The sequence below is a fragment of the Virgibacillus necropolis genome (assembly GCF_002224365.1).
In the GTDB taxonomy this organism is placed as follows: domain Bacteria; phylum Bacillota; class Bacilli; order Bacillales; family Amphibacillaceae; genus Virgibacillus_F; species Virgibacillus_F necropolis.
In genome coordinates this window covers 3,056,382-3,074,392 of record NZ_CP022437.1, presented here as the reverse complement: position 1 = coordinate 3,074,392, position 18,011 = coordinate 3,056,382, and the positions used below count along the sequence as shown (strand labels likewise).

The 18,011-nt window shown below is 37.6% G+C and carries 17 protein-coding genes and 1 pseudogene; 17 read left to right on the top strand and 1 reads right to left on the bottom strand.

Annotated elements, in window-relative coordinates:
• Window positions 1–56: 56 nt before the first annotated feature.
• From nhaC to CFK40_RS14620, 7 genes are all read left to right on the top strand, one after another.
• Window positions 57–1,469 (top strand): Na+/H+ antiporter NhaC, encoded by a 1,413-nt coding sequence (nhaC, locus tag CFK40_RS14650; protein WP_089533080.1) that lies wholly within the window; start codon window positions 57–59, stop codon window positions 1,467–1,469.
• Window positions 1,469–2,323, top strand: a complete 855-nt coding sequence (locus CFK40_RS14645) for an MBL fold metallo-hydrolase (RefSeq protein ID WP_089533079.1) — start codon at window positions 1,469–1,471, stop codon at window positions 2,321–2,323. The genes nhaC and CFK40_RS14645 overlap by 1 nt, the downstream gene beginning before the upstream one ends.
• 255 nt (window positions 2,324–2,578) lie before the next feature.
• The gene (locus CFK40_RS14640) at window positions 2,579–3,319 is read left to right on the top strand and encodes a DUF899 domain-containing protein (RefSeq protein WP_089533077.1); all 741 of its coding nucleotides are present in this window, start codon (window positions 2,579–2,581) and stop codon (window positions 3,317–3,319) included.
• Between the two features lie 91 nt (window positions 3,320–3,410).
• On the top strand, window positions 3,411–3,818 hold the full coding sequence (locus tag CFK40_RS14635) for a Cif family virulence factor (RefSeq protein ID WP_089533075.1): 408 nt from the start codon (window positions 3,411–3,413) through the stop codon (window positions 3,816–3,818).
• A 156-nt stretch (window positions 3,819–3,974) separates the two neighbouring features.
• Window positions 3,975–4,814, top strand: a complete 840-nt coding sequence (locus CFK40_RS14630) for a pentapeptide repeat-containing protein (RefSeq protein WP_089533073.1) — start codon at window positions 3,975–3,977, stop codon at window positions 4,812–4,814.
• Between the two features lie 256 nt (window positions 4,815–5,070).
• On the top strand, window positions 5,071–6,030 hold the full coding sequence (locus CFK40_RS14625; RefSeq protein WP_089533071.1) for a DUF6612 family protein: 960 nt from the start codon (window positions 5,071–5,073) through the stop codon (window positions 6,028–6,030).
• A gap of 140 nt (window positions 6,031–6,170) precedes the next feature.
• Entirely contained in the window at window positions 6,171–6,677 is a 507-nt protein-coding gene (locus CFK40_RS14620) for a GNAT family N-acetyltransferase (protein ID WP_227001783.1), read from the top strand.
• Window positions 6,678–6,921: 244 nt separating this feature from the next.
• Here the strand turns inward: CFK40_RS14620 and CFK40_RS14615 are convergent, their stop codons facing one another.
• Window positions 6,922–7,104, bottom strand: a complete 183-nt coding sequence (locus tag CFK40_RS14615) for a hypothetical protein (RefSeq protein ID WP_089533068.1) — start codon at window positions 7,102–7,104, stop codon at window positions 6,922–6,924.
• A gap of 121 nt (window positions 7,105–7,225) precedes the next feature.
• Here CFK40_RS14615 and CFK40_RS14610 point away from each other — a divergent pair, with 121 nt between their 5' ends.
• The 10 genes and pseudogenes from CFK40_RS14610 to CFK40_RS14565 all read left to right on the top strand — a co-directional run bounded on the left by CFK40_RS14610 (window position 7,226) and on the right by CFK40_RS14565 (window position 17,984).
• Complete coding sequence (locus CFK40_RS14610; RefSeq protein WP_089533067.1) at window positions 7,226–7,426, top strand: CsbD family protein; 201 nt, start codon at window positions 7,226–7,228, stop codon at window positions 7,424–7,426.
• 339 nt (window positions 7,427–7,765) lie between these two features.
• Window positions 7,766–7,954 (top strand): annotated as a pseudogene (locus CFK40_RS21675) (CocE/NonD family hydrolase C-terminal non-catalytic domain-containing protein); the annotation flags it as partial.
• A 372-nt stretch (window positions 7,955–8,326) separates the two neighbouring features.
• A complete protein-coding gene (locus CFK40_RS14600; protein ID WP_089533065.1) occupies window positions 8,327–10,384 on the top strand; it encodes a helix-turn-helix domain-containing protein in 2,058 nt (685 codons plus the stop codon).
• Window positions 10,385–10,865: 481 nt separating this feature from the next.
• Complete coding sequence (locus tag CFK40_RS14595) at window positions 10,866–13,040, top strand: acetate--CoA ligase family protein (RefSeq protein ID WP_089533064.1); 2,175 nt, start codon at window positions 10,866–10,868, stop codon at window positions 13,038–13,040.
• Window positions 13,041–13,044: 4 nt separating this feature from the next.
• Window positions 13,045–13,488, top strand: coding sequence for a MaoC family dehydratase N-terminal domain-containing protein (locus CFK40_RS14590; protein ID WP_089533063.1), 444 nt, complete (start codon window positions 13,045–13,047; stop codon window positions 13,486–13,488).
• 20 nt (window positions 13,489–13,508) lie between these two features.
• A complete protein-coding gene (locus tag CFK40_RS14585) occupies window positions 13,509–13,940 on the top strand; it encodes a MaoC/PaaZ C-terminal domain-containing protein (RefSeq protein ID WP_089533061.1) in 432 nt (143 codons plus the stop codon).
• Window positions 13,941–13,977: 37 nt separating this feature from the next.
• Window positions 13,978–15,138 carry a thiolase C-terminal domain-containing protein gene (locus tag CFK40_RS14580; protein ID WP_089533060.1) on the top strand — a complete coding sequence of 387 codons (1,161 nt, stop codon included), beginning with the start codon at window positions 13,978–13,980 and terminating at the stop codon, window positions 15,136–15,138.
• A gap of 14 nt (window positions 15,139–15,152) precedes the next feature.
• Window positions 15,153–15,575 (top strand): Zn-ribbon domain-containing OB-fold protein, encoded by a 423-nt coding sequence (locus CFK40_RS14575; protein WP_089533059.1) that lies wholly within the window; start codon window positions 15,153–15,155, stop codon window positions 15,573–15,575.
• 56 nt (window positions 15,576–15,631) lie between these two features.
• Complete coding sequence (locus CFK40_RS14570; protein ID WP_089533058.1) at window positions 15,632–16,828, top strand: acyl-CoA dehydrogenase family protein; 1,197 nt, start codon at window positions 15,632–15,634, stop codon at window positions 16,826–16,828.
• A 22-nt stretch (window positions 16,829–16,850) separates the two neighbouring features.
• Window positions 16,851–17,984, top strand: a complete 1,134-nt coding sequence (locus CFK40_RS14565; protein WP_089533056.1) for an acyl-CoA dehydrogenase family protein — start codon at window positions 16,851–16,853, stop codon at window positions 17,982–17,984.
• Window positions 17,985–18,011: the final 27 nt, after the last annotated feature.

Sequence of the window (18,011 nt, the reverse complement as noted above, 5' to 3'; positions counted from 1 at the left end):
AACGGATCAAACATCGGGAAGAATAGTCAATTTGCCAATCTAAGGAGGACGAATGTATGAGAGTAAAAGAACCAAGCATTGGTCTTGCACTTGTTCCATTAATTGTCTTAATTGGAGCTGCAGCATTATCCATTTCCTTTTGGAAAGCAGGGATGTTTATTCCGCTTATAAGTGGAATCGCTGCAGCTACAATAGTAGGTAAACTATTGGGTCATAAATGGAGCGATTTGCAAGATGCTTTATCGAATGGCGTATCAAAGGCACTGCCAGCTGTTTTTATTTTGTTTATTATTGGCACGATCATTGGAACATGGATTTTAAGCGGTGTTATTCCAACACTTATTTATTATGGACTTGCTATTATTAATCCTAATTTGTTTGTACCGCTCGTCTGCCTAGTGACCGGCCTTGTTGCATTGGTTCTAGGAAGTTCATTTACTTCCATAGCCACAGTAGGGCTGGCGTTTATCGCGATTGGTCAGGGGATGGAATTTCCATTGGCATTAGTAGCTGGTGCAGTAATTTCTGGTGCTTACTTTGGTGATAAGCTATCACCGTTATCCGATACCACAAACGTGGCCCCAGCAATGGTTGGAGAGGATTTGTTTGCCCACGTGAAACACATGCTTTGGGATACGATACCAGCTTTTGTTTTAGCAATTTTATTATATTGGATTGTAGGATTAAATTATGTTTCCTCTTCAGCTAGTGTGGAAGAAATCGGAGCGATTATGCAAGGGTTAGATAACCTGTTTGTAATCCATCCATTATTGTTCATTATACCAATAATTACGTTATTATTAATGCTGAAGCAGTATCCAGCTATTCCCTCCCTAATTCTAATCAGTATTCTGGGAGGAGTTACGGCTATGCTTGTGCAAGATAATACAATTACGCAAGTGATTCAGGCGATGACATCTGGATTCGTTTCAGAAAGTGGAGTGGCGGCAATCGACTCTTTATTATCCAGAGGTGGGATTAATTCCATGCTCAATACGATCGGGCTCATTATCATTGCGACAGCGCTAGGTGGTGTGCTGGAAGCGACAGGTGTATTTAGAACGATTGTCAAATTGATAGTATCGAAAATCCAAACAACTGGTTCTTTAATCTTATCAACCGTACTATCAACGTTTCTCATTGCTTTTGCAAGTGGCTCACAATTCCTTGCGATTATCTTACCTGCTAGGGGTTTTCTCCAGTCATATAAAAAGTTTGATCTCTCCCCATTAAATTTATCGAGGAGTGTAGAGGCAGCTGGAACAGTAGGGATTAATCTTGTTCCGTGGGGAGTACCAGCCGTGTTTGCAGCGGGAGTGCTAGGTGTTCCGGCGATAGAATTTATCCCGTTTATTTTCTTTGCTTATCTAGTCCCACTTATAAATATTATTTATGGGTACACAGGATTCTCAATTAAAAAAAATCCAACAAGCGCAATAACTCAGACGTTTGAGGAGGAAGTCTTATAATGTTTGTTAAAGTACTAGGTACAGCACAAGATGCAGGTGTCCCCCACCCAAATTGTTTTTGTGAAAACTGTGAATTAGCAAGGCAGAACAAAAGTTATCAGCGTTTTGCCTCATCTCTTTCCATACATTTTCCAAAGGAAGGTAAATGGTATTTAATTGATCCTTCACCAGATTTTAAAGAGCAGTTAACGATGGTTCAAAATCAAAAAAAATGGCGAAAAGTGATGGATGGCATTTTCCTGACTCACGCCCACATCGGTCACTATACCGGCCTTGCTTTTTTAGGAAAAGAAGCAATTTCCACGAATAGGATGCCGGTAATGGCAGGAGGAAAGATGAGTCGATTTTTGTCTTCCCATTACCCCTGGAAACAGCTGATTGATTTTAATAACATTCAACTAGAGACATTGGAAGATAGGAAGCCTTATACACTTCCGGAAGAAACAAGTATTATACCTTTAGCTGTTCCGCATCGAAATGAGTTTTCAGAGACATTTGGATTTATCATTCGAGGAAATCAGAAGTGCTTGCTTTATATTCCAGATATTGACCGCTGGGATGAATGGCATGTAGATCTAGATGAATTGATGAAGAACATGGATTATTGTCTGATAGACGGAACCTTTTACTCAGCTAAGGAACTAGAGCAACTAGGAAGATCTTATAATGACATTCCTCATCCTTTAATAACGGACTCAATGGAGAAGTTTAGAGCATATAAAAGTACGTGTAATATCTATTTTACACATTTTAACCATACCAATCCTGTTATTCGAAAAAATGGCAGATATAAGGAATTGATTGAGGAGAATGGATTCTTTATTTTAGAAGAAGGTCATGAGTTTTCATTATGACTGGTGAATAAGGTGGAATTTAAAGGACGCTTTCCTGTAATAAGGATTGCGTCCATATTTTTTTATAAAAAAGAAGGAATTTTAATAAGTATAGAGAAGTTAGATAGCAATCGATAAGAAATAATAGTTAAAGTTATATGATATTGTAGGTGTATCAGATGACCACTTAGTGATGCGCGAGCCAATATGCTTTAGATTAAGCTCATCTAGGTTTAACAAATGGAAAAATTATTATTATGGAAAGGAAGATGGATAATGGATGATCAATCGCTTGGATGCTGTAATCCTGTTAATGAAGGTGCAAGTATATCATCTAGAAACGATAAAATTAATAATCCAAGAATCGTTTCAAGAGAAGAATGGCATAAGGTTCATCAGGCGTTTTTAGAGAAAGAAAAAGCATTTACTCGTGCCCGTGATGAGCTAAACGAAAAACGACGTCAGTTGCCGATGATGGAAGTTACAAAAAGTTACGTATTTAATGGTACAGATGGGACCTCAAGCTTGCTTGAATTATTTGCTGGTCGAAGTCAGCTCATTGTTTATCACTTTATGTTCGATCCAAGTTGGGAAGAAGGCTGCGATGGTTGTTCAATGATGGTCGACAATATGGGTCATCCCGTTCATTTAAATACCCGTGACACAACGCTTGTTTTGGTATCCCGGGCGCCTCTCGAAAAGATAGAGCCATTTAAGGCTAGAATGGGCTGGTCGATCCCGTGGTATTCATCATTTTTGAGCGAATTTAATTATGACTTTGGAGCAACGACTAAGGAAGGTGAAACACACGGTTATAGTGTTTTTCTATTAGAAGACAATCGAATATATCATACCTATTCAACTTGGGCGCGGGGGGTTGAATACTTAGGTAGTAATTGGAGCTATTTGGATATTTCTCCACGTGGGCGACAAGAGTTATGGGAAAATTCACCTCCAAAGATCGATCAAACAGCAACATATGAATGGTGGCGCCATCATGATCGGTACGAGGAGTGATACGCATAAGTAATAAAAATGCGCCCTATATAAAGTTGGAGAAAGAAACCATAAGTTCAATGTCGTAACTATAATTGCAGGAGGTTAACAAATGGGTCTGGAATCAGAGTTATCAACGAAAGTATATAGATTAATGGAGTTACATCAGGAATTTGCGGATGGCAACTATGAAGAAATGAATGCTTTATATGCGGATGATTTTCAAGGGTCACTCTATATGCCGAGGGTAGGGCAAGTAGAAAATTTTAACGCTGACCAGATTAAAGAAGGAAATAAGGAAGCGGCCAATCATTTCAACGGTAAAAAAATGCAATTTATTTTTTCGGGCTTGCAAATTGTGCCACAACATGAAAATCAGGCGGCAGTATCTTATGAGATTACTTATCGAGATGAAGAGAGAATGGTAAGAGCCTTAAATCTAGAAGTTTGGCGTAAAGGCACGGATGAAAAATGGAGGATTATTCGGTGGTATCAGGAAAAGGGCCAGAGCGAGACTTAAGGCTGAATTAAACGTGTCAAATAACTTGTAACTAAAATTTTGTCTACAAATACTTCTAAATTGGTTGCAATATTTGTAATTTTTGCAGTTACTTTAAGTACAGATTACAATAATAGAAAAGAAATAATTAACGGAAATGAAAAGGAAGTGTAAGTATTGTCTAATCAATTAGCGAACAACAATATTCGTAATGATTTAAGTGCGGACTGTGAAAATTGTTTTGGCTTGTGCTGTGTAGCTTTGCCTTATACAAAGTCAGCTGATTTTGCCGTTGATAAAGATCGGGGTACTCCTTGTGTAAATTTGCAATCAGATTATCGCTGTGGTATTCATAAAAACCTTAGAAAAAAGGGCTTTCGAGGCTGTGCTGTATATGAATGCTTTGGTGCAGGTCAAAAGGTATCTCAAGTCACCTATTCTGGAAACGATTGGCGAGAAAGTCAAGCGGTAGCAAAGGAAATGTTTGAGGTATTTCCTATTATGCAACAACTTCATGAGATGCTTCATTACTTAAATGAAGCACTTAGTTTGGAAGATGCTCAACCTATTTACAAAGATTTGGAGGTCGCTCTAGAAGAAACGGAATATTTTACTAATTTAAATCCAACATCTATCTTAAACCTTAATATACCAGCTCATCGAGCGATCGTTAATAGTTTACTTCAACAGACAAGTGAACTTGTACGTGCCCAAGCACGACATAAGAAAAAACAGAAAAAAATTAGCAGGGGAAGTGACCTCATAGGTGCAAATTTAAAAGGCGCTGACCTTAGGGGAGCTAACTTAAGAGGAGCTATACTTATAGCCTCAGACCTCAGGGATTCTGACATGAGAGTAACTGATCTTATCGGTGCAGACCTTAGAGACGCTAATCTAAGCGGTGCTAATCTTATAGGGAGTATCTTTCTTACGCAAGCACAAGTTAACTCGGCTAAGGGCAATGTGAATACGAAATTACCAGCTTCTTTAAGCATTCCTGATCATTGGTCTGAGTAAATTGTATAATTTATAAATCAAGTGATGGTTTATCAGTAAGAGTTAAATGATTAGAAATTTAAATGAAGAGATAAAAGTTTTACTTACTTTAATCATAAATTTTCGAAGTGAAATTGATTGAAACCTTTCCTGTATCTTTTCGTATAGTATGTTGATGGTTTAAACGAATATTTTCTAATTATTTTAAGATTAAGTTAGTTCCTTCAAAAAGTAGGGTACTAAACAAAGGAATACTTATCATGGAGGGGAATACGGAGTGAAAAAAATTGTAATTACTGTTTTAGTAATGACTATGCTTACAATTCTAGTCGCGTGTGGTGGTCAAAGTGAAAGCACCAGTGGAAACGGGAGCGCATCAAATGAAGAAGCGCCAAAATCAGAGGAAAAGAAAGAAGAACTAACACCGCAACAAGTTATCACGAAATCAAGCGAGGCTATGCAGGATTGGCCAGGAATGCAGTATGTAGTGGATGGAATTCAGACCATAAATGCATCAAAGGGCGAACAAAAACAAACAATCGATCAGAAGTTCACAATTGATACAAAAACGACGATGGATCCGATAACCATGCACATGACTGGTAATATGACCATGCAGGGTCAAGAAGTACCTGTTGAAAATTACTATGTAGACGGTACGATGTATACAAAAGCCCCACAAGATCAATGGATTGCAATCGAAGGAATGAACCTTGATCAGCTTCAAGCGCAAAGTCAGGGACAAAACCCATCCGAGACAATGGAGCAATTTACAAAGATGTTAGATGAACTTTCAGGGGAAGATAAATCAAGTGAATTTATTACAATGAAAGAACAGGACGATTTGTATGTAGTAGAATTGGATCTTAACGAAGAAGCTTCGTCAAAGGTAATGGATATTGTAAAAGAGCAAGCTAAGGGTACGATGCAACAATTAGAAAAAATGGGTATTTCGGATGTAATGGAAAACATGAAAATTAAAAGCATGAACCAAACCTTTTACATCGATAGGGAAACATTTGAACAAAAGAAAATGGATCAGCAAATGACGATGGAAATGTCAATGAATGGTGCTAACATGACAATCGACATGGATATATCTATGGATATCAAAGGAAAAGTGGATGAAAAAGTCACGGTTCCAAAAGATGTTAAGAAAAAGGCGCAAGTAGTTAGTATGGAGCAACTACAACAAGCACAACAACAATCAGAACAACAAGCACAATCACAACAATAAACAGTGCCTGTCACTTGAAACAACTCAGAATAGTTTCGAGTGACAGGCACTTGGTGTTTTATAGATTCCAACTAGGAGTTTCACTAGGTTTTCATACTCCTAATCGAATTATTTGAAATATGGAAAGGTGGGGGTATAACATGATAAGAAAGGCAACGGTGGCTGATGCTGAAGGGATAGCTAGAGTACACGTGGATTGTTGGAGAACTACATATAAGGATATTATTTCCGAAAAATTTTTAACGAATCTCTCATATGAACAAAGAACAAAGTTATGGGTGAATAATATTTCCAGAAAAAATGATTCTGTGTTTGTCGCAGTAAATGATGATGAGAAAATTATCGGATTTACCAGTGGAGGTAATGTGAAATTAGGAGAATACCAAGGATATGATGGTGATGTAACTTCTATTTATATTTTGAAAAAATTTCAAGGTTTAGGGATAGGAAAAAAATTATTGAAAAGACTCTTTACTGAATTTGAGAGTTTAAATTTCCATTCAGTTATTGTTAAAGTGTTAGAGGAAAATAAATCTTGTCACTTCTATGAAGCAATGGGAGCTGAAATTATAGATAGTACATCCATCAAAATGGCTGATGATAACTTGAAATTATTAGTTTATGGATGGGAAGATATCAGTACTTGAATTTCTAAAAAAGAAATGTTTGATAATTAAAATTAAATATCTGGATAGAGACCAATTAAAACAATTTGTTACATTTCACACGTAGAAAAAAGGATTCTCTAATATGAATTAGGTTGTTTCCGTATTAGTTTAATTGCTTATTCAATACACCTTGTAGCTGGAATTGGCGGACATACGATCTGCTCTATTGAAACAGTGATTTTGAGGAGGTATGAGGACATACTGCATTATAATAAAAAGTGGATCACTTCATTCGTAAGCGACGATAACTCAATTTTACCTGCGCAAGTGACCTATTTATGTATACGTTCACAAAAATAAGCAAAATAACAGCATTCGTAACTAGTACCCCTAGCGTGATAAGAATTATTTTCTTTTTGTGGCGCTTTTTCTTTTGTGGTTCTACAGTGACCTCTTGTGTTTCCAAGCAAATTCCCCCAATTTTTTTATATAACTATAGCAATTCGACTTAGATTTGTAGATTTCTTGTTTAATGAATTTGTAAAAGAGGTATTGGTATTATATAACTTTTAATGGAGGTTTTTAGCATGGCGAATGATGGTTATAAAGATAAAGCAAAAGGATTTGGGAATAAGGTAAAAGGTGAGGCAAAAGAGCAATGGGGAAATATAACAAATGATAATAATAGAAAGTCAGAAGGAAAGTTTGACAAAGTAAGAGGAGAGGCTCAGAACGAAGTGGGCGAGACGAAAGAAAAGTTTTCTAATCGAAATGAAAATAAAAAATAAAAGAATGGAAACTGGGCAATCTAAGAAGCAAAATGAATAGTGGATTCCGGTATAAATCAAAAAAGTAGCTATCCTATCATGAAGGGGATAGCTACTTTTTTTGTTTGCCTTTTTCCAAATGAAAATTTTACAGATCTAATTATTTTGTTAATATGAACATGTTCATTGAAAAAATACATTCATTAAACAGAAAGGAGAGATTACTAGCGTTTGAACTAACATGGCTATTATGCGGGAGTATTTTGTCCTTTTGGTCAACCAGGAGATTACCCCTCTGACCAACGTTTAGAAAATGGGAAATCTGTAGTTTTTACCTCAGAACCTTTTAAAGAAACTGTAGAATTATTAGGTCATCCTATATTTAACGCTGAATTATCGTCAGATCAGGAAAATGCATTATTATCCGTAAGATTAAGTGATAAAGCACCAACAGGTGAATCAACATTAATTAGTTGGGGCGTCCTGAATTTGACACATCGAAACTCTCATGAACATCCTGAACCGTTAGAACCAGGAAAAAAAATATAAAGGGAGACAATCCGTTATCTGCACGTGTCAACTGTGAATGGGAATTAAATGTAGGAAGAGACGATTGGCAAACAAGATTAAAAACCTTCAGCGAAATGACGAGTGATGAAACAAACTTTTATTTAACCAATACAATGACAGCTTTTGAAAGTGATAAGGAAATTTTCACCAAAACGTGGGAAACTAAAATTCCTAGGGATTTGGTATAGAGGAAGAAAACATTAGTGCCTGTTACTCGAAACAAGAATAGTTTCGAGTGGCAGGCATTTGCTGTTAAGAGGTTTGATTATGAAAATTTAAGTAATTTGAAGATATAGAATTTGAAGAAAAGGTATGATAGAATGATTATAATTTATTAGTCGGGAGGAGTTCATGTTGGAAAGTAATAATATTGTTCAAACAGATGATGTTGTTTGTTCTAATAATGGAGTTAAATACTTATCCAAAAGTTGGTCAAGTAAGATCAAAAACTTTTACGTAATATGTATTTATGACCAAGAAGTGAAACTCGATGACCGAACTATCTCAAAGCCACTTAATACATCCAAGGAAAATATACCAAGCATGCCAGTCTTCCGAGAAAATAATAATTCCAATACATTTATTGTTTGGGAGCAATCATACCACGAAAACGAAGACCTTTTTCTTAAGTTACGTCTTGCAGCTAGGAATGAATTAATTCTACTGATAGCAAAAAATATTGTTACTTATTTATTAAAGAAATATGAGGATTATACAGGGGCTTCTATTAAATATCACCCCAAATTAAAGAAGAATTATTTTATTGATCAATTGATACAAAAGTTCGATACTATTTTGAAAAATGATTCGTTCCTGGTTAATAATACAGTCTGGGAGGACTTTTGTAATTGGTTTCAAGTTCATCTGACAGATTGGGTACTTGAAGATATGGAAGGTTCAATTGGTTCCAATAAGTTGAAGAATTTGGATGAAAAAGAACTAAATGAACTATTCTATAAATATATTACAAATAGTTTGGCTGAAGATTCAACTTTTAATTTAAAATTCCTAAATGTTATAAACGAGTACACAGAAGCTTGGGTGAAGAAAGTTATATCTTCAATGAATATAAAAAGCATTTCAATTAAAAGAACAAAACAATTACTTGATCTCGAAGAAGACCTCTTGTTAGGAGACAATTCGAGAAATGATATGACATTTACATTAATTGATCAAGGCAACTTCCTTGTAATGAGTAACGCTCCATATCAATCAGTAAGAGAGGCACTTTCTATAAAAAGCTTTAAAAGTTATGATGATAAACAATGGCCTACAGCTAAACTAAGTAAAGGAACTATCGAAGGCGTGGTTCAACTAATTCCATTTAAAATCGATATAAAAAATATAGCAGATTATCATAAAGTGGTACAAGAGTCTTGGGATCAAGCAAAAGAATTATCGGAGCTAGATGTCGATGTGTATGATGCACTTTGCAGCTTTTTCCTCTCAAAGGCAAAGAATCACAAAGGTACTGTAGAAATTCATCTAGATGACATATTATCCATTCGCGGTTTAAAGCCTAAACTTGGTGGGAACGGTCGCAGAGGTGGGTATGAAAATTACCAACGAGAGCAAATTTTGAAAGCGCTTTCCAAAATACAAAACTTGTGGATTAATTTGGATAAGGCCATTGTTTATGAAAAAGGTAAAGCTGTCCATAGGCAACTCCAAGGTCGTGCGTTTATTTTTAAAGATCACAATAATGAAGATTATATTATTGGAAAGCACGCACTAGAAAAAAAATTCATGTTCACTGTCGATGAAGTGTTTGGCAAATATCTTAATGGTTCGGGTAGACAAGTTGCCCTTCTTCCTATCCAAGCGTTGCAATATAACCCTTATCAGGAAAGATGGGAAAAAAAGCTTATAAGGTACCTAAGTTGGAGGTGGAGGACTCAAGCAAGGAGAGGAGACTACTTGCAACCTCACAAAATAAGTACTCTATTGGATGCAACTGGTGAAAAAATGAATGAGCGAGCACCGTCCCGTACGAGAGATAGATTGGAACAAGCTTTTGACAGATTACTTGAAGATGGGGTTATTGCTTCCTGGCAGTATGAAAAATGGCATGAATCCATTGCATCTAATAAGGGGTGGGCTCGAGTATGGGGAAACTCGACCGTTCTTATTGATCCCCCCAAGACAATTAAAGAACAATATCGGCCGATTGAAAAGAAACAAAAGGTTCAACATAAGCCTTCCAGCAATCGAGATTTTTCAGGACAAAAGAATATGGGAAACATCGGAGAACAAATAAAAGATATCCGAAGAAAACTAGGGCTTACCTTATTACAAGTAGCGGAAGAGCTTGAAATATCTTCTTCCTATTTAAGTAACATTGAAAGAGAGATTAAAATACCATCAAACAAAATACAAAACAGAATTATAAATTGGTTACAACTTTATTAGTCGTTAACGTTTTAAACTGAACCACATGCACAATTTTAAAATGTGCATGTGGTTATTTTTTTAGAGCAAAGAAAGTATAAAATTTTGGTGATTATCTGTCTAGCGCAAGCGCCCTAGACACTCGAGACATAAGCAGAGCGGTGCAGTGTGGGTGCTTTTGCCCACACTGCACCGCTCTGCTTATGCTTGTCGTGTCTTTCAAGGCGCTTGCGCTTTTCTTACCATATCTGCGTTTATCTTATTCAGTTGTCGTGTTTGTTATGTACCTATGCCGGGGTTAATGAGCTTACAAATAAATTTGGACAATCACAAACCTATTGCTGCAAGGAGTTTATTGGTATTCCTTATTAGTTTTACATCCTAACTATTAAATTAATTTAATGAAATTTATATTCTGAATAATATAACCTGATATTTTAGGATTAATACCAACAAGATAAGTTCCTCTCTTAAATTTATTAAAAGAATGGAGTGATTGAAAATGACTAATGAACAAGGTTCATATCTAACGCTTGAACCATTATTTAATCCTAATTCTGTAGCAATACTAGGAGCATCTGAAAATAAAAGGAAACTAGGCTATATGCAAGTAAAAGCTTTATTAGATGGGGGATTTAAGGGTGAAATTTATCCAATAAATCCCAGATCACAAGTAATTGAGGGATTGGAATGTTTTCAAACTTTATCAGATGTCCCAAAACAAATAGACTTAGCGATATTTTGTGTAGGTGCTGATAAAGTAAAAGTCTGTCTTGAAGAATGTGCTGAAAATAAAGTAAAAGCCGCAATAATCTTTGCGTCAGGTTTTTCCGAGATTGGAGAAGAAGGTTTAAAAGAACAACAGTTAATTCGTGAGATAGCTAAAGAAAGTGGAATTCGTCTTATTGGCCCAAATTGTGTTGGTTTAGTGAATACCACAAATGGGTTAATCGGTACTTTTTCAGCTGGTCTTACAAATGTCCCTTTAAACGTTCAAAGAGATGTAGGCTTTGTTACACAAAGTGGTGCATTTGGTGTTCTAACGTACATAGCAGCTGCACAGAATGGACTTAGCTTTAACTATTTTGTCAGTGTAGGTAATGAAGTAGAAACGGAATTTTCGGACGTAGTTGAGTACATGATACATGATCCAAAGACAAGTGTAATTAGTGGGTATTTAGAAGGGGAAAAAAGCCCTGGTAAGTTACGTCAGCTTGCAAAACAAGCGCTAATAAGAAACAAACCAATTATTGTAATGAAAGCTGGTCGTAGTTCAGCAGGTATTAGAGCCGCTGCTTCACATACGGGATCTTTAGCAGGCTCCGACAAGATTTACAACAGTTTTTTTAAGCAAACTGGTATTATTCGAGCTGATGATTATGATGATATTATTTCATTCGCCAAGCTTTTTCTATCAAAAAAACTTCCTACTGGTAGAAATACGGTAATCATTACTAGTTCAGGTGGTCGAGGAATCAATGAAGCTGATCGCTGTGAAGCACATGGTTTAAAAATTAATTCTCTTAACAGATTAGCAAAGACAGAAATACAGCGTCATATTCCAACTTATGCAAGCGCTATCAATCCAATTGATTTAACTGCCGCGGCAGCTGTTTCAAATCCAGAATTATATCTTGAACCTCTAAAGGTTCTTGCTAAAGATCCAGACACAGATATCATCATTTTCACTGAATTTCCAATGAATTGGACATCAGATAATCCATTGTTCAAAGAGTTTATTGAAATTTGCAGGGGGACAGACAAATTTATACTAGTATCAACGTTCCCACTAGAAGGAATGTCCATTCCCAAAACAGCAGTAGAGCTAGAAAAAAATGGTATACCAGTAATTCCAGGTAACTTAAATCCTATAAAAGCATTAGCAAAATTAGTAGACTATAGCGAAAAATATCAAAAGAATAAACACAATGAGAATCTATCAATTCCAAAGCTCCAAGAGAAAAAAGTTTTAAAAAGTTTGTTGCAGGCCGGAACTACATTAAGTGAATTTCAATCGAGTGACATCTTAGATTTATATGGAATCCCTACAACTAAGAGAGCTATAGCAACAACAGAAAATGAGGCTACTCACCATGCAGCTAACATCGGTTATCCAGTTGCGTTAAAAATAGATTCACCAGATATTCCCCATAAAACGGAAGCAGACGCTATAAGGTTACATTTAAATGATGATCAGGAAGTGCGTAACGCCTTTAAAGAAATTCATCTAAATGTTAGCGATTATAAACAAAATGCCAGAATTAATGGTGTCTCTGTACAAGAAATGTTACCAGAAGGGGTCGAAGTAATTGTAGGAGTAACAAATAACCCTGTATTTGGACCAGTTATTATGTTTGGTTTAGGAGGGGTTTTTGTAGAGGTTTTTCAAGATATTTCATTTAGACTCGCACCTTTAACAAAAAATGATGCGATTGAAATGATTGAAGAAATTAAGGGTTATTCATTACTAAAAGGTCCACGGGGTAAACCTCCCGTCAATATCGATGCAATTGTAGATGTTTTGTTAAAAGTTTCGGCTCTTGTTACCGATTATGGGGATTGTATAGAGGAATTGGATATTAATCCACTTATTGTAAATGAAAAAGGTATTGTAGCTGCAGACGCGATGATAGTTACCCGTGACTCTATAGATCAAACAACAGCAGTAGGGAGGTAATAAGATGGATTTAGATAAAAGTATTATTGGTTTATCAGGTAAAACATTTATTTTTGAAGTTGAAAAAAGGCATCTCAGAAAATTTGCAGAGGCGATTGGGGATGCTAATCCATTATATTTTGACGAAGAATATGCCTCCAATACCCCGTACGGGGGACTTGTTGCACCCCCGACTTTTCCGATGGCTGTTGGGGCGAATGGGGGAGATTTACCACTTGAACTTGATACTCGGCGCATGTTGCACGGGGAACAAGAATTTATCTATTACTATCCGATCCGTCCTGGAGACAGGCTGGAGTGCCAGATGAAAGTAGCGGACCTCTATGAGCGTGAAGGTAAAAGTGGTAGCATGCAGTTTTTAGTACTTGATACGGAAATGAAGAACGAAGAAGGAAAAACAGCGGCTATAAGTCGTACGAATATTATATATCGGAAATTAACTACTTAGTTAAAGAGGGTGGAGTTAATATGGAACTTGATACGGCATTGAATTATGAATCCTTACGGGAAGGGCAACAGCTTGAACCTCTAACAAAGCCACCTGTTACAAAAGTGCAATTAGTGAAATATGCAGGGGCATCTGGGGACTTTAATCCACTGCATACCGACGATGAATTTGCTCAAAAAGTTGGGATGGATGGAGTAATAGCCCATGGCATGCTTGTGATGGGGTTTTTAGGTCAATATATTATGGAAATTGCTGGGAATAGTGCAGAACTTACTCGGTTTCGTATGCGATTTGGAGCCGTGACTAAACCCGGTGATCGGATTACTTGCTCGGCCACAGTAGAAAAGGTTTTTGAAGAAAATAATGAACGGTATGTTGAATTAGAACTCAAGGCTGAAAAGTCACCAGGCGAAGTGGTTGGGTCTGGTATGGCTGTATTACGTTTTCATTAAAAAAATGGATAACAAAAAGAAAAAGGAGGTTTTAAAAATGGGGAAAATTACGGATCGCTATGCGATTGTAGGCGTTGGAGAAAGTGAACGTTCGAGAAATTCTGGCACTACCCCATTGCACATGGCATTAGATGCTGCAAGGTCGGCACTGAAGGATTCTGGGTTGAACGCACAAGATGTTGATGGGTTCATGAGCTATAACGAGAATGATTCATGTACGTCACATGAATTGGCCACATACTTAGGGGTACGACCTAAGTATGTAAAGGATATACATGGTGGTGGAAGCAGTACCGAGATGTTAATTGGTGATGCTGTTGGATTAATCGAAGCGGGCATTTTAAACACCGTATTAATCTTTCGATCTATGAATGGTAGCTCAGGGCAGCGCGTGGGTCGTGGATATGATCCTGATATGTTACAGGGAGCATTGCCTGGAGGAAGTTATATCATCCCATATGGATCTGCAAGCCCTTCCCAATGGTTCGGTATGTTTGCAACTCGCCATATGCATGAAACGGGAATTACCAAGGAGCATCTTGGTCATGTTTGTACAAGTTTTTATGAACATGCTGGACGAAATCCAAAAGCATTCTTACATGCCAAACCTTTAACAATGGAAAAATATATGGATACACCAGATATAAGTTATCCGTTTAATATACACGACTCCTGTCTTGAACTAGATGAGGCAAACGCAATCATCGTAACTTCTGCCGAAAGAGCAAGGGATTGTATGTCAAAGCCAGTTTATATTATGGGGATGTCTGCTAGGCAGTGCCACCCACATGCTCATTATTGGTCTGACTTGGATCAGGTAGCATCAGACTTTGTAGCGCCTAAAGTTTATGAGTCGGCAGGTGTGAAACCGGAAGATATTCAAGTTGCATCGATTTACGACTGTTTTAGTTGGGTAGTACTTCGTCAACTAGAGGCATATGGGTTTGCTCCACGAGGAGAAGTAGGGAACTTCGTAGCAGAAGGAAATCTGCGTATGGGGGGCAAGTTGCCTACCAATACGGCAGGGGGCATGTTATCTGAAGGATATACGCACGGTATGAATAATGTTTTAGAGATAGTCAGGCAGATTCGTCACGAATACAAAGGCACAGATCGTCAGGTAGAAGGTTGTGAAATAGGCATATGTACGGGCTGGAGTGGTCCAGATATTGCCGGGGCAATGATTCTTAGAAATTAGAAGGAGGGATTAGCATGGAATACCAAAAACCAATTCCACTCAAAAATCAGGATAATAGTCCATACTGGGATGCAGCTGATCGGCATGAGTTGACTCTACAAAGGTGTGATAGCTGTCATGAATATGCACACCCACCAGGCCCGAGCTGTGCGAAGTGCGGAAGTACGGACCTTAGTTGGGTAAGCATAGGTGACGATGTCAAAGCGACAATTTATTCGTATGTAGTCTCGTATCGTCCTTTTTTACCTGGATTCCAGGATGAATTACCGTTGATTATCGCTCAGGCCGAATTGGAGAAAGTTCCAGAAGTTAAAATTATGTGCAATGTGCTGGAATGCAAACCAGAGGATATTCAAATTGGAATGCCTGTCCAGATGATCTGGCAGGATATCGCAGAAGACCGAGCACTCCCTCAATGGAAACCAGTTGATGAGTAACACTTTATTCTTTAAAAATAAGTAATTGATAGCGAAGTAAGGGAGGATGTGAACAAATGGATTTTACGATTACAAAGCGAGAAGAAGACTTTCGCCAGGAACTAAGAGCATGGCTAGAAGAAAATCTTCCAGATGGTTGGCTAGAAGGAAACAGAGAGCTACCTAAAGAAAAGGATAAATACTCTGAGTTCCTTAGAAATTGGCAAAACACCCTATACGAAGGGGGATGGACAGCGATTGCTTGGCCAAAAAAATATGGTGGCCGAGATGCGACGCTAATGGAGGAGATCATCTACCATCAGGAAATGGTTCGAGTGCAAGCGCCGCCACTTGTTAACTACATTGGTATTCATATGGTTGGACCTACATTAATACAGAATGGCACGGAAGAGCAAAAGGAGCAGTATATTAAAAAAATCCTAACTGGTGAACAGGTATGGTGTCAAGGTTACTCTGAACCGAATGCGGGATCAGATTTGGCTGCGATTCAATCCAGCGCAGTCAGGGATGGAGATCGCTGGATTTTAAATGGACAAAAGGTTTGGACGAGTTTTGGTCATTTAGCTGATCGATGTTTTTTATTAGCACGAACTAGTCATAACTCGGAGAAAAAGCATAAAGGTATTACAGCTTTTCTTTTGGATATGAATCAATCTGGGGTAGAGACAAAACCGATTGTTCAAATGGATGGTCGTCAGGAATTTAATGAGGTGTATCTAACGGATGCAGTTGCTTACGATAGTGAAATTGTCGGTGACGTTGATGAAGGCTGGAGAGTTATGATTGCATTGATGTTACATGAGCGTACTGGAATTGGTGCTGAAATGTTCACGCTTGAAAAGCAATTTAATGACATGGTTGAAATGGCAAAAGAGTTTCGCGTTAATGATAAGCCTTTGCTTAAAGACCCTTTTGTCAGACAAAAAATGGCTGATTTTTATGCTCGTTCTCGTGGATCTCTATTAAACTACTATAGAAATCTTACAAATACACTTAAAAGAGGGAAGCCGGGTCCAGAAAGTTCGATTGATAAATTGTTGGTTAGTGAACTAACAAAAGAAATGGCTGGATTTATCATGTCTATACAAGGACATAATGGGGTTTTATGGAAAGAAGATGCCCCTGTCGATACGTACTGGCAAGATAACTTTCTAGGGTCATTTGGCCAGACAATTGGTGGTGGAACAAGTGAGGTACAACGAAATACAATCGGAGAAAGGGTTCTTGGGTTGCCAAAGGATATGGGACGTTAATCGAAATGGAGGTGTAGGATAGATGGATTTTGCTTTAAGCGAAGAACAGGAAATGTTTCGCGGATATTTACGAAAATATTTGGATGATGCTGGTCAAACCAAGGTGGCACGGGAATTTATAAAGGGAGAAATGCATGCTTTAAAAAATTCACTTGCAGGCTTGGCAGAACTTGGTTGTACGGGGATTAATATTTCTGAAAGATACGGTGGGCTGGGGCTTGGTGCATTAGACTTAGTGCCCGTTTTTGAAGAAATCGGCCGTGCACTATTACCAGGTGTTTATTTGGAAACAATGGCTTTAGTTGTTCCACTGCTTGAAAAGTACGGATCAGAGGAACAAAAGGAAAAATACTTATCGGAAATTGCATCTGGATCAAAAAACGTTACCCTTGCATGGGCAGAACCACGAAAAAGCTACAATCCTGACGAGATTGCATGTTTTGCTCGCGAAGAAGAAGGTGCGCTTGTTATCGATGGAATGAAAAGCCTTGTTCCTGATGGTGAACTGGCAGACACCTATCTTCTTTTAGTGCGCACTAGTGAAGGAACCGGGGGAGATGGATTATCCTTAGTCCTTATTGATGGAACAGATGATATAGAGATGAGAACTCAGAAGTGCGTGGATGAAACCAAGCACTTAGCTGAGATGACGTTTCGGGAAGTTAAAGTTTCAAAACGACAGCTACTCGGATCGATTAATCATGGATGGTCTATTTTACAAGAAGGATTGCTGTACTTAAATGCTGCTCTTAGTTCCATTATGGTAGGAGGAATGGAAAAAATTGTAGAAATGTCTACAGAATATGCAAAAATTCGTGAACAGTTTGGTCAGCCCATCGGCCGTTTTCAAGCGATCAAACACAGAATTGTTGATATGAAATTGGAATTAGAAACTGCACGATCCTTAAGCTATTATGCTAATTGGTCACTTGAAAGTGAAGAGAAAGATCGTAAGGCGGCAATATTCAGTGCGCGTGCTTTTACAACAGAGGCTTATATTCGTGTAGCATCTCACAATATTCAAATACATGGAGGGATTGGTTTTACAGAGGAAATGGATTGCCAACTCTATCTGAAACGTGCCCGTTACTTTGAAAATTATCTTGGTTCAACTTCTCATTATAATGAACAAATAGCATTAGCCATGGGATGGTAAAAAGTGCGGGAAGATAAGGTACAAAAA

Bases quoted from the DNA above. Each gene is read 5' to 3' on its own strand.
- nhaC (WP_089533080.1), top strand. From the start codon at position 57: ATGAGAGTAAAAGAACCAAGCATTGGTCTTGCACTTGTTCCATTAATT.
- CFK40_RS14645 (WP_089533079.1), top strand. From the start codon at position 1,469: ATGTTTGTTAAAGTACTAGGTACAGCACAAGATGCAGGTGTCCCCCAC.
- CFK40_RS14640 (WP_089533077.1), top strand. From the start codon at position 2,579: ATGGATGATCAATCGCTTGGATGCTGTAATCCTGTTAATGAAGGTGCA.
- CFK40_RS14635 (WP_089533075.1), top strand. From the start codon at position 3,411: ATGGGTCTGGAATCAGAGTTATCAACGAAAGTATATAGATTAATGGAG.
- CFK40_RS14620 (WP_227001783.1), top strand. From the start codon at position 6,171: ATGATAAGAAAGGCAACGGTGGCTGATGCTGAAGGGATAGCTAGAGTA.
- CFK40_RS14610 (WP_089533067.1), top strand. From the start codon at position 7,226: ATGGCGAATGATGGTTATAAAGATAAAGCAAAAGGATTTGGGAATAAG.
- CFK40_RS14600 (WP_089533065.1), top strand. From the start codon at position 8,327: ATGTTGGAAAGTAATAATATTGTTCAAACAGATGATGTTGTTTGTTCT.
- CFK40_RS14595 (WP_089533064.1), top strand. From the start codon at position 10,866: ATGACTAATGAACAAGGTTCATATCTAACGCTTGAACCATTATTTAAT.
- CFK40_RS14590 (WP_089533063.1), top strand. From the start codon at position 13,045: ATGGATTTAGATAAAAGTATTATTGGTTTATCAGGTAAAACATTTATT.
- CFK40_RS14585 (WP_089533061.1), top strand. From the start codon at position 13,509: ATGGAACTTGATACGGCATTGAATTATGAATCCTTACGGGAAGGGCAA.
- CFK40_RS14580 (WP_089533060.1), top strand. From the start codon at position 13,978: ATGGGGAAAATTACGGATCGCTATGCGATTGTAGGCGTTGGAGAAAGT.
- CFK40_RS14575 (WP_089533059.1), top strand. From the start codon at position 15,153: ATGGAATACCAAAAACCAATTCCACTCAAAAATCAGGATAATAGTCCA.
- CFK40_RS14570 (WP_089533058.1), top strand. From the start codon at position 15,632: ATGGATTTTACGATTACAAAGCGAGAAGAAGACTTTCGCCAGGAACTA.
- CFK40_RS14565 (WP_089533056.1), top strand. From the start codon at position 16,851: ATGGATTTTGCTTTAAGCGAAGAACAGGAAATGTTTCGCGGATATTTA.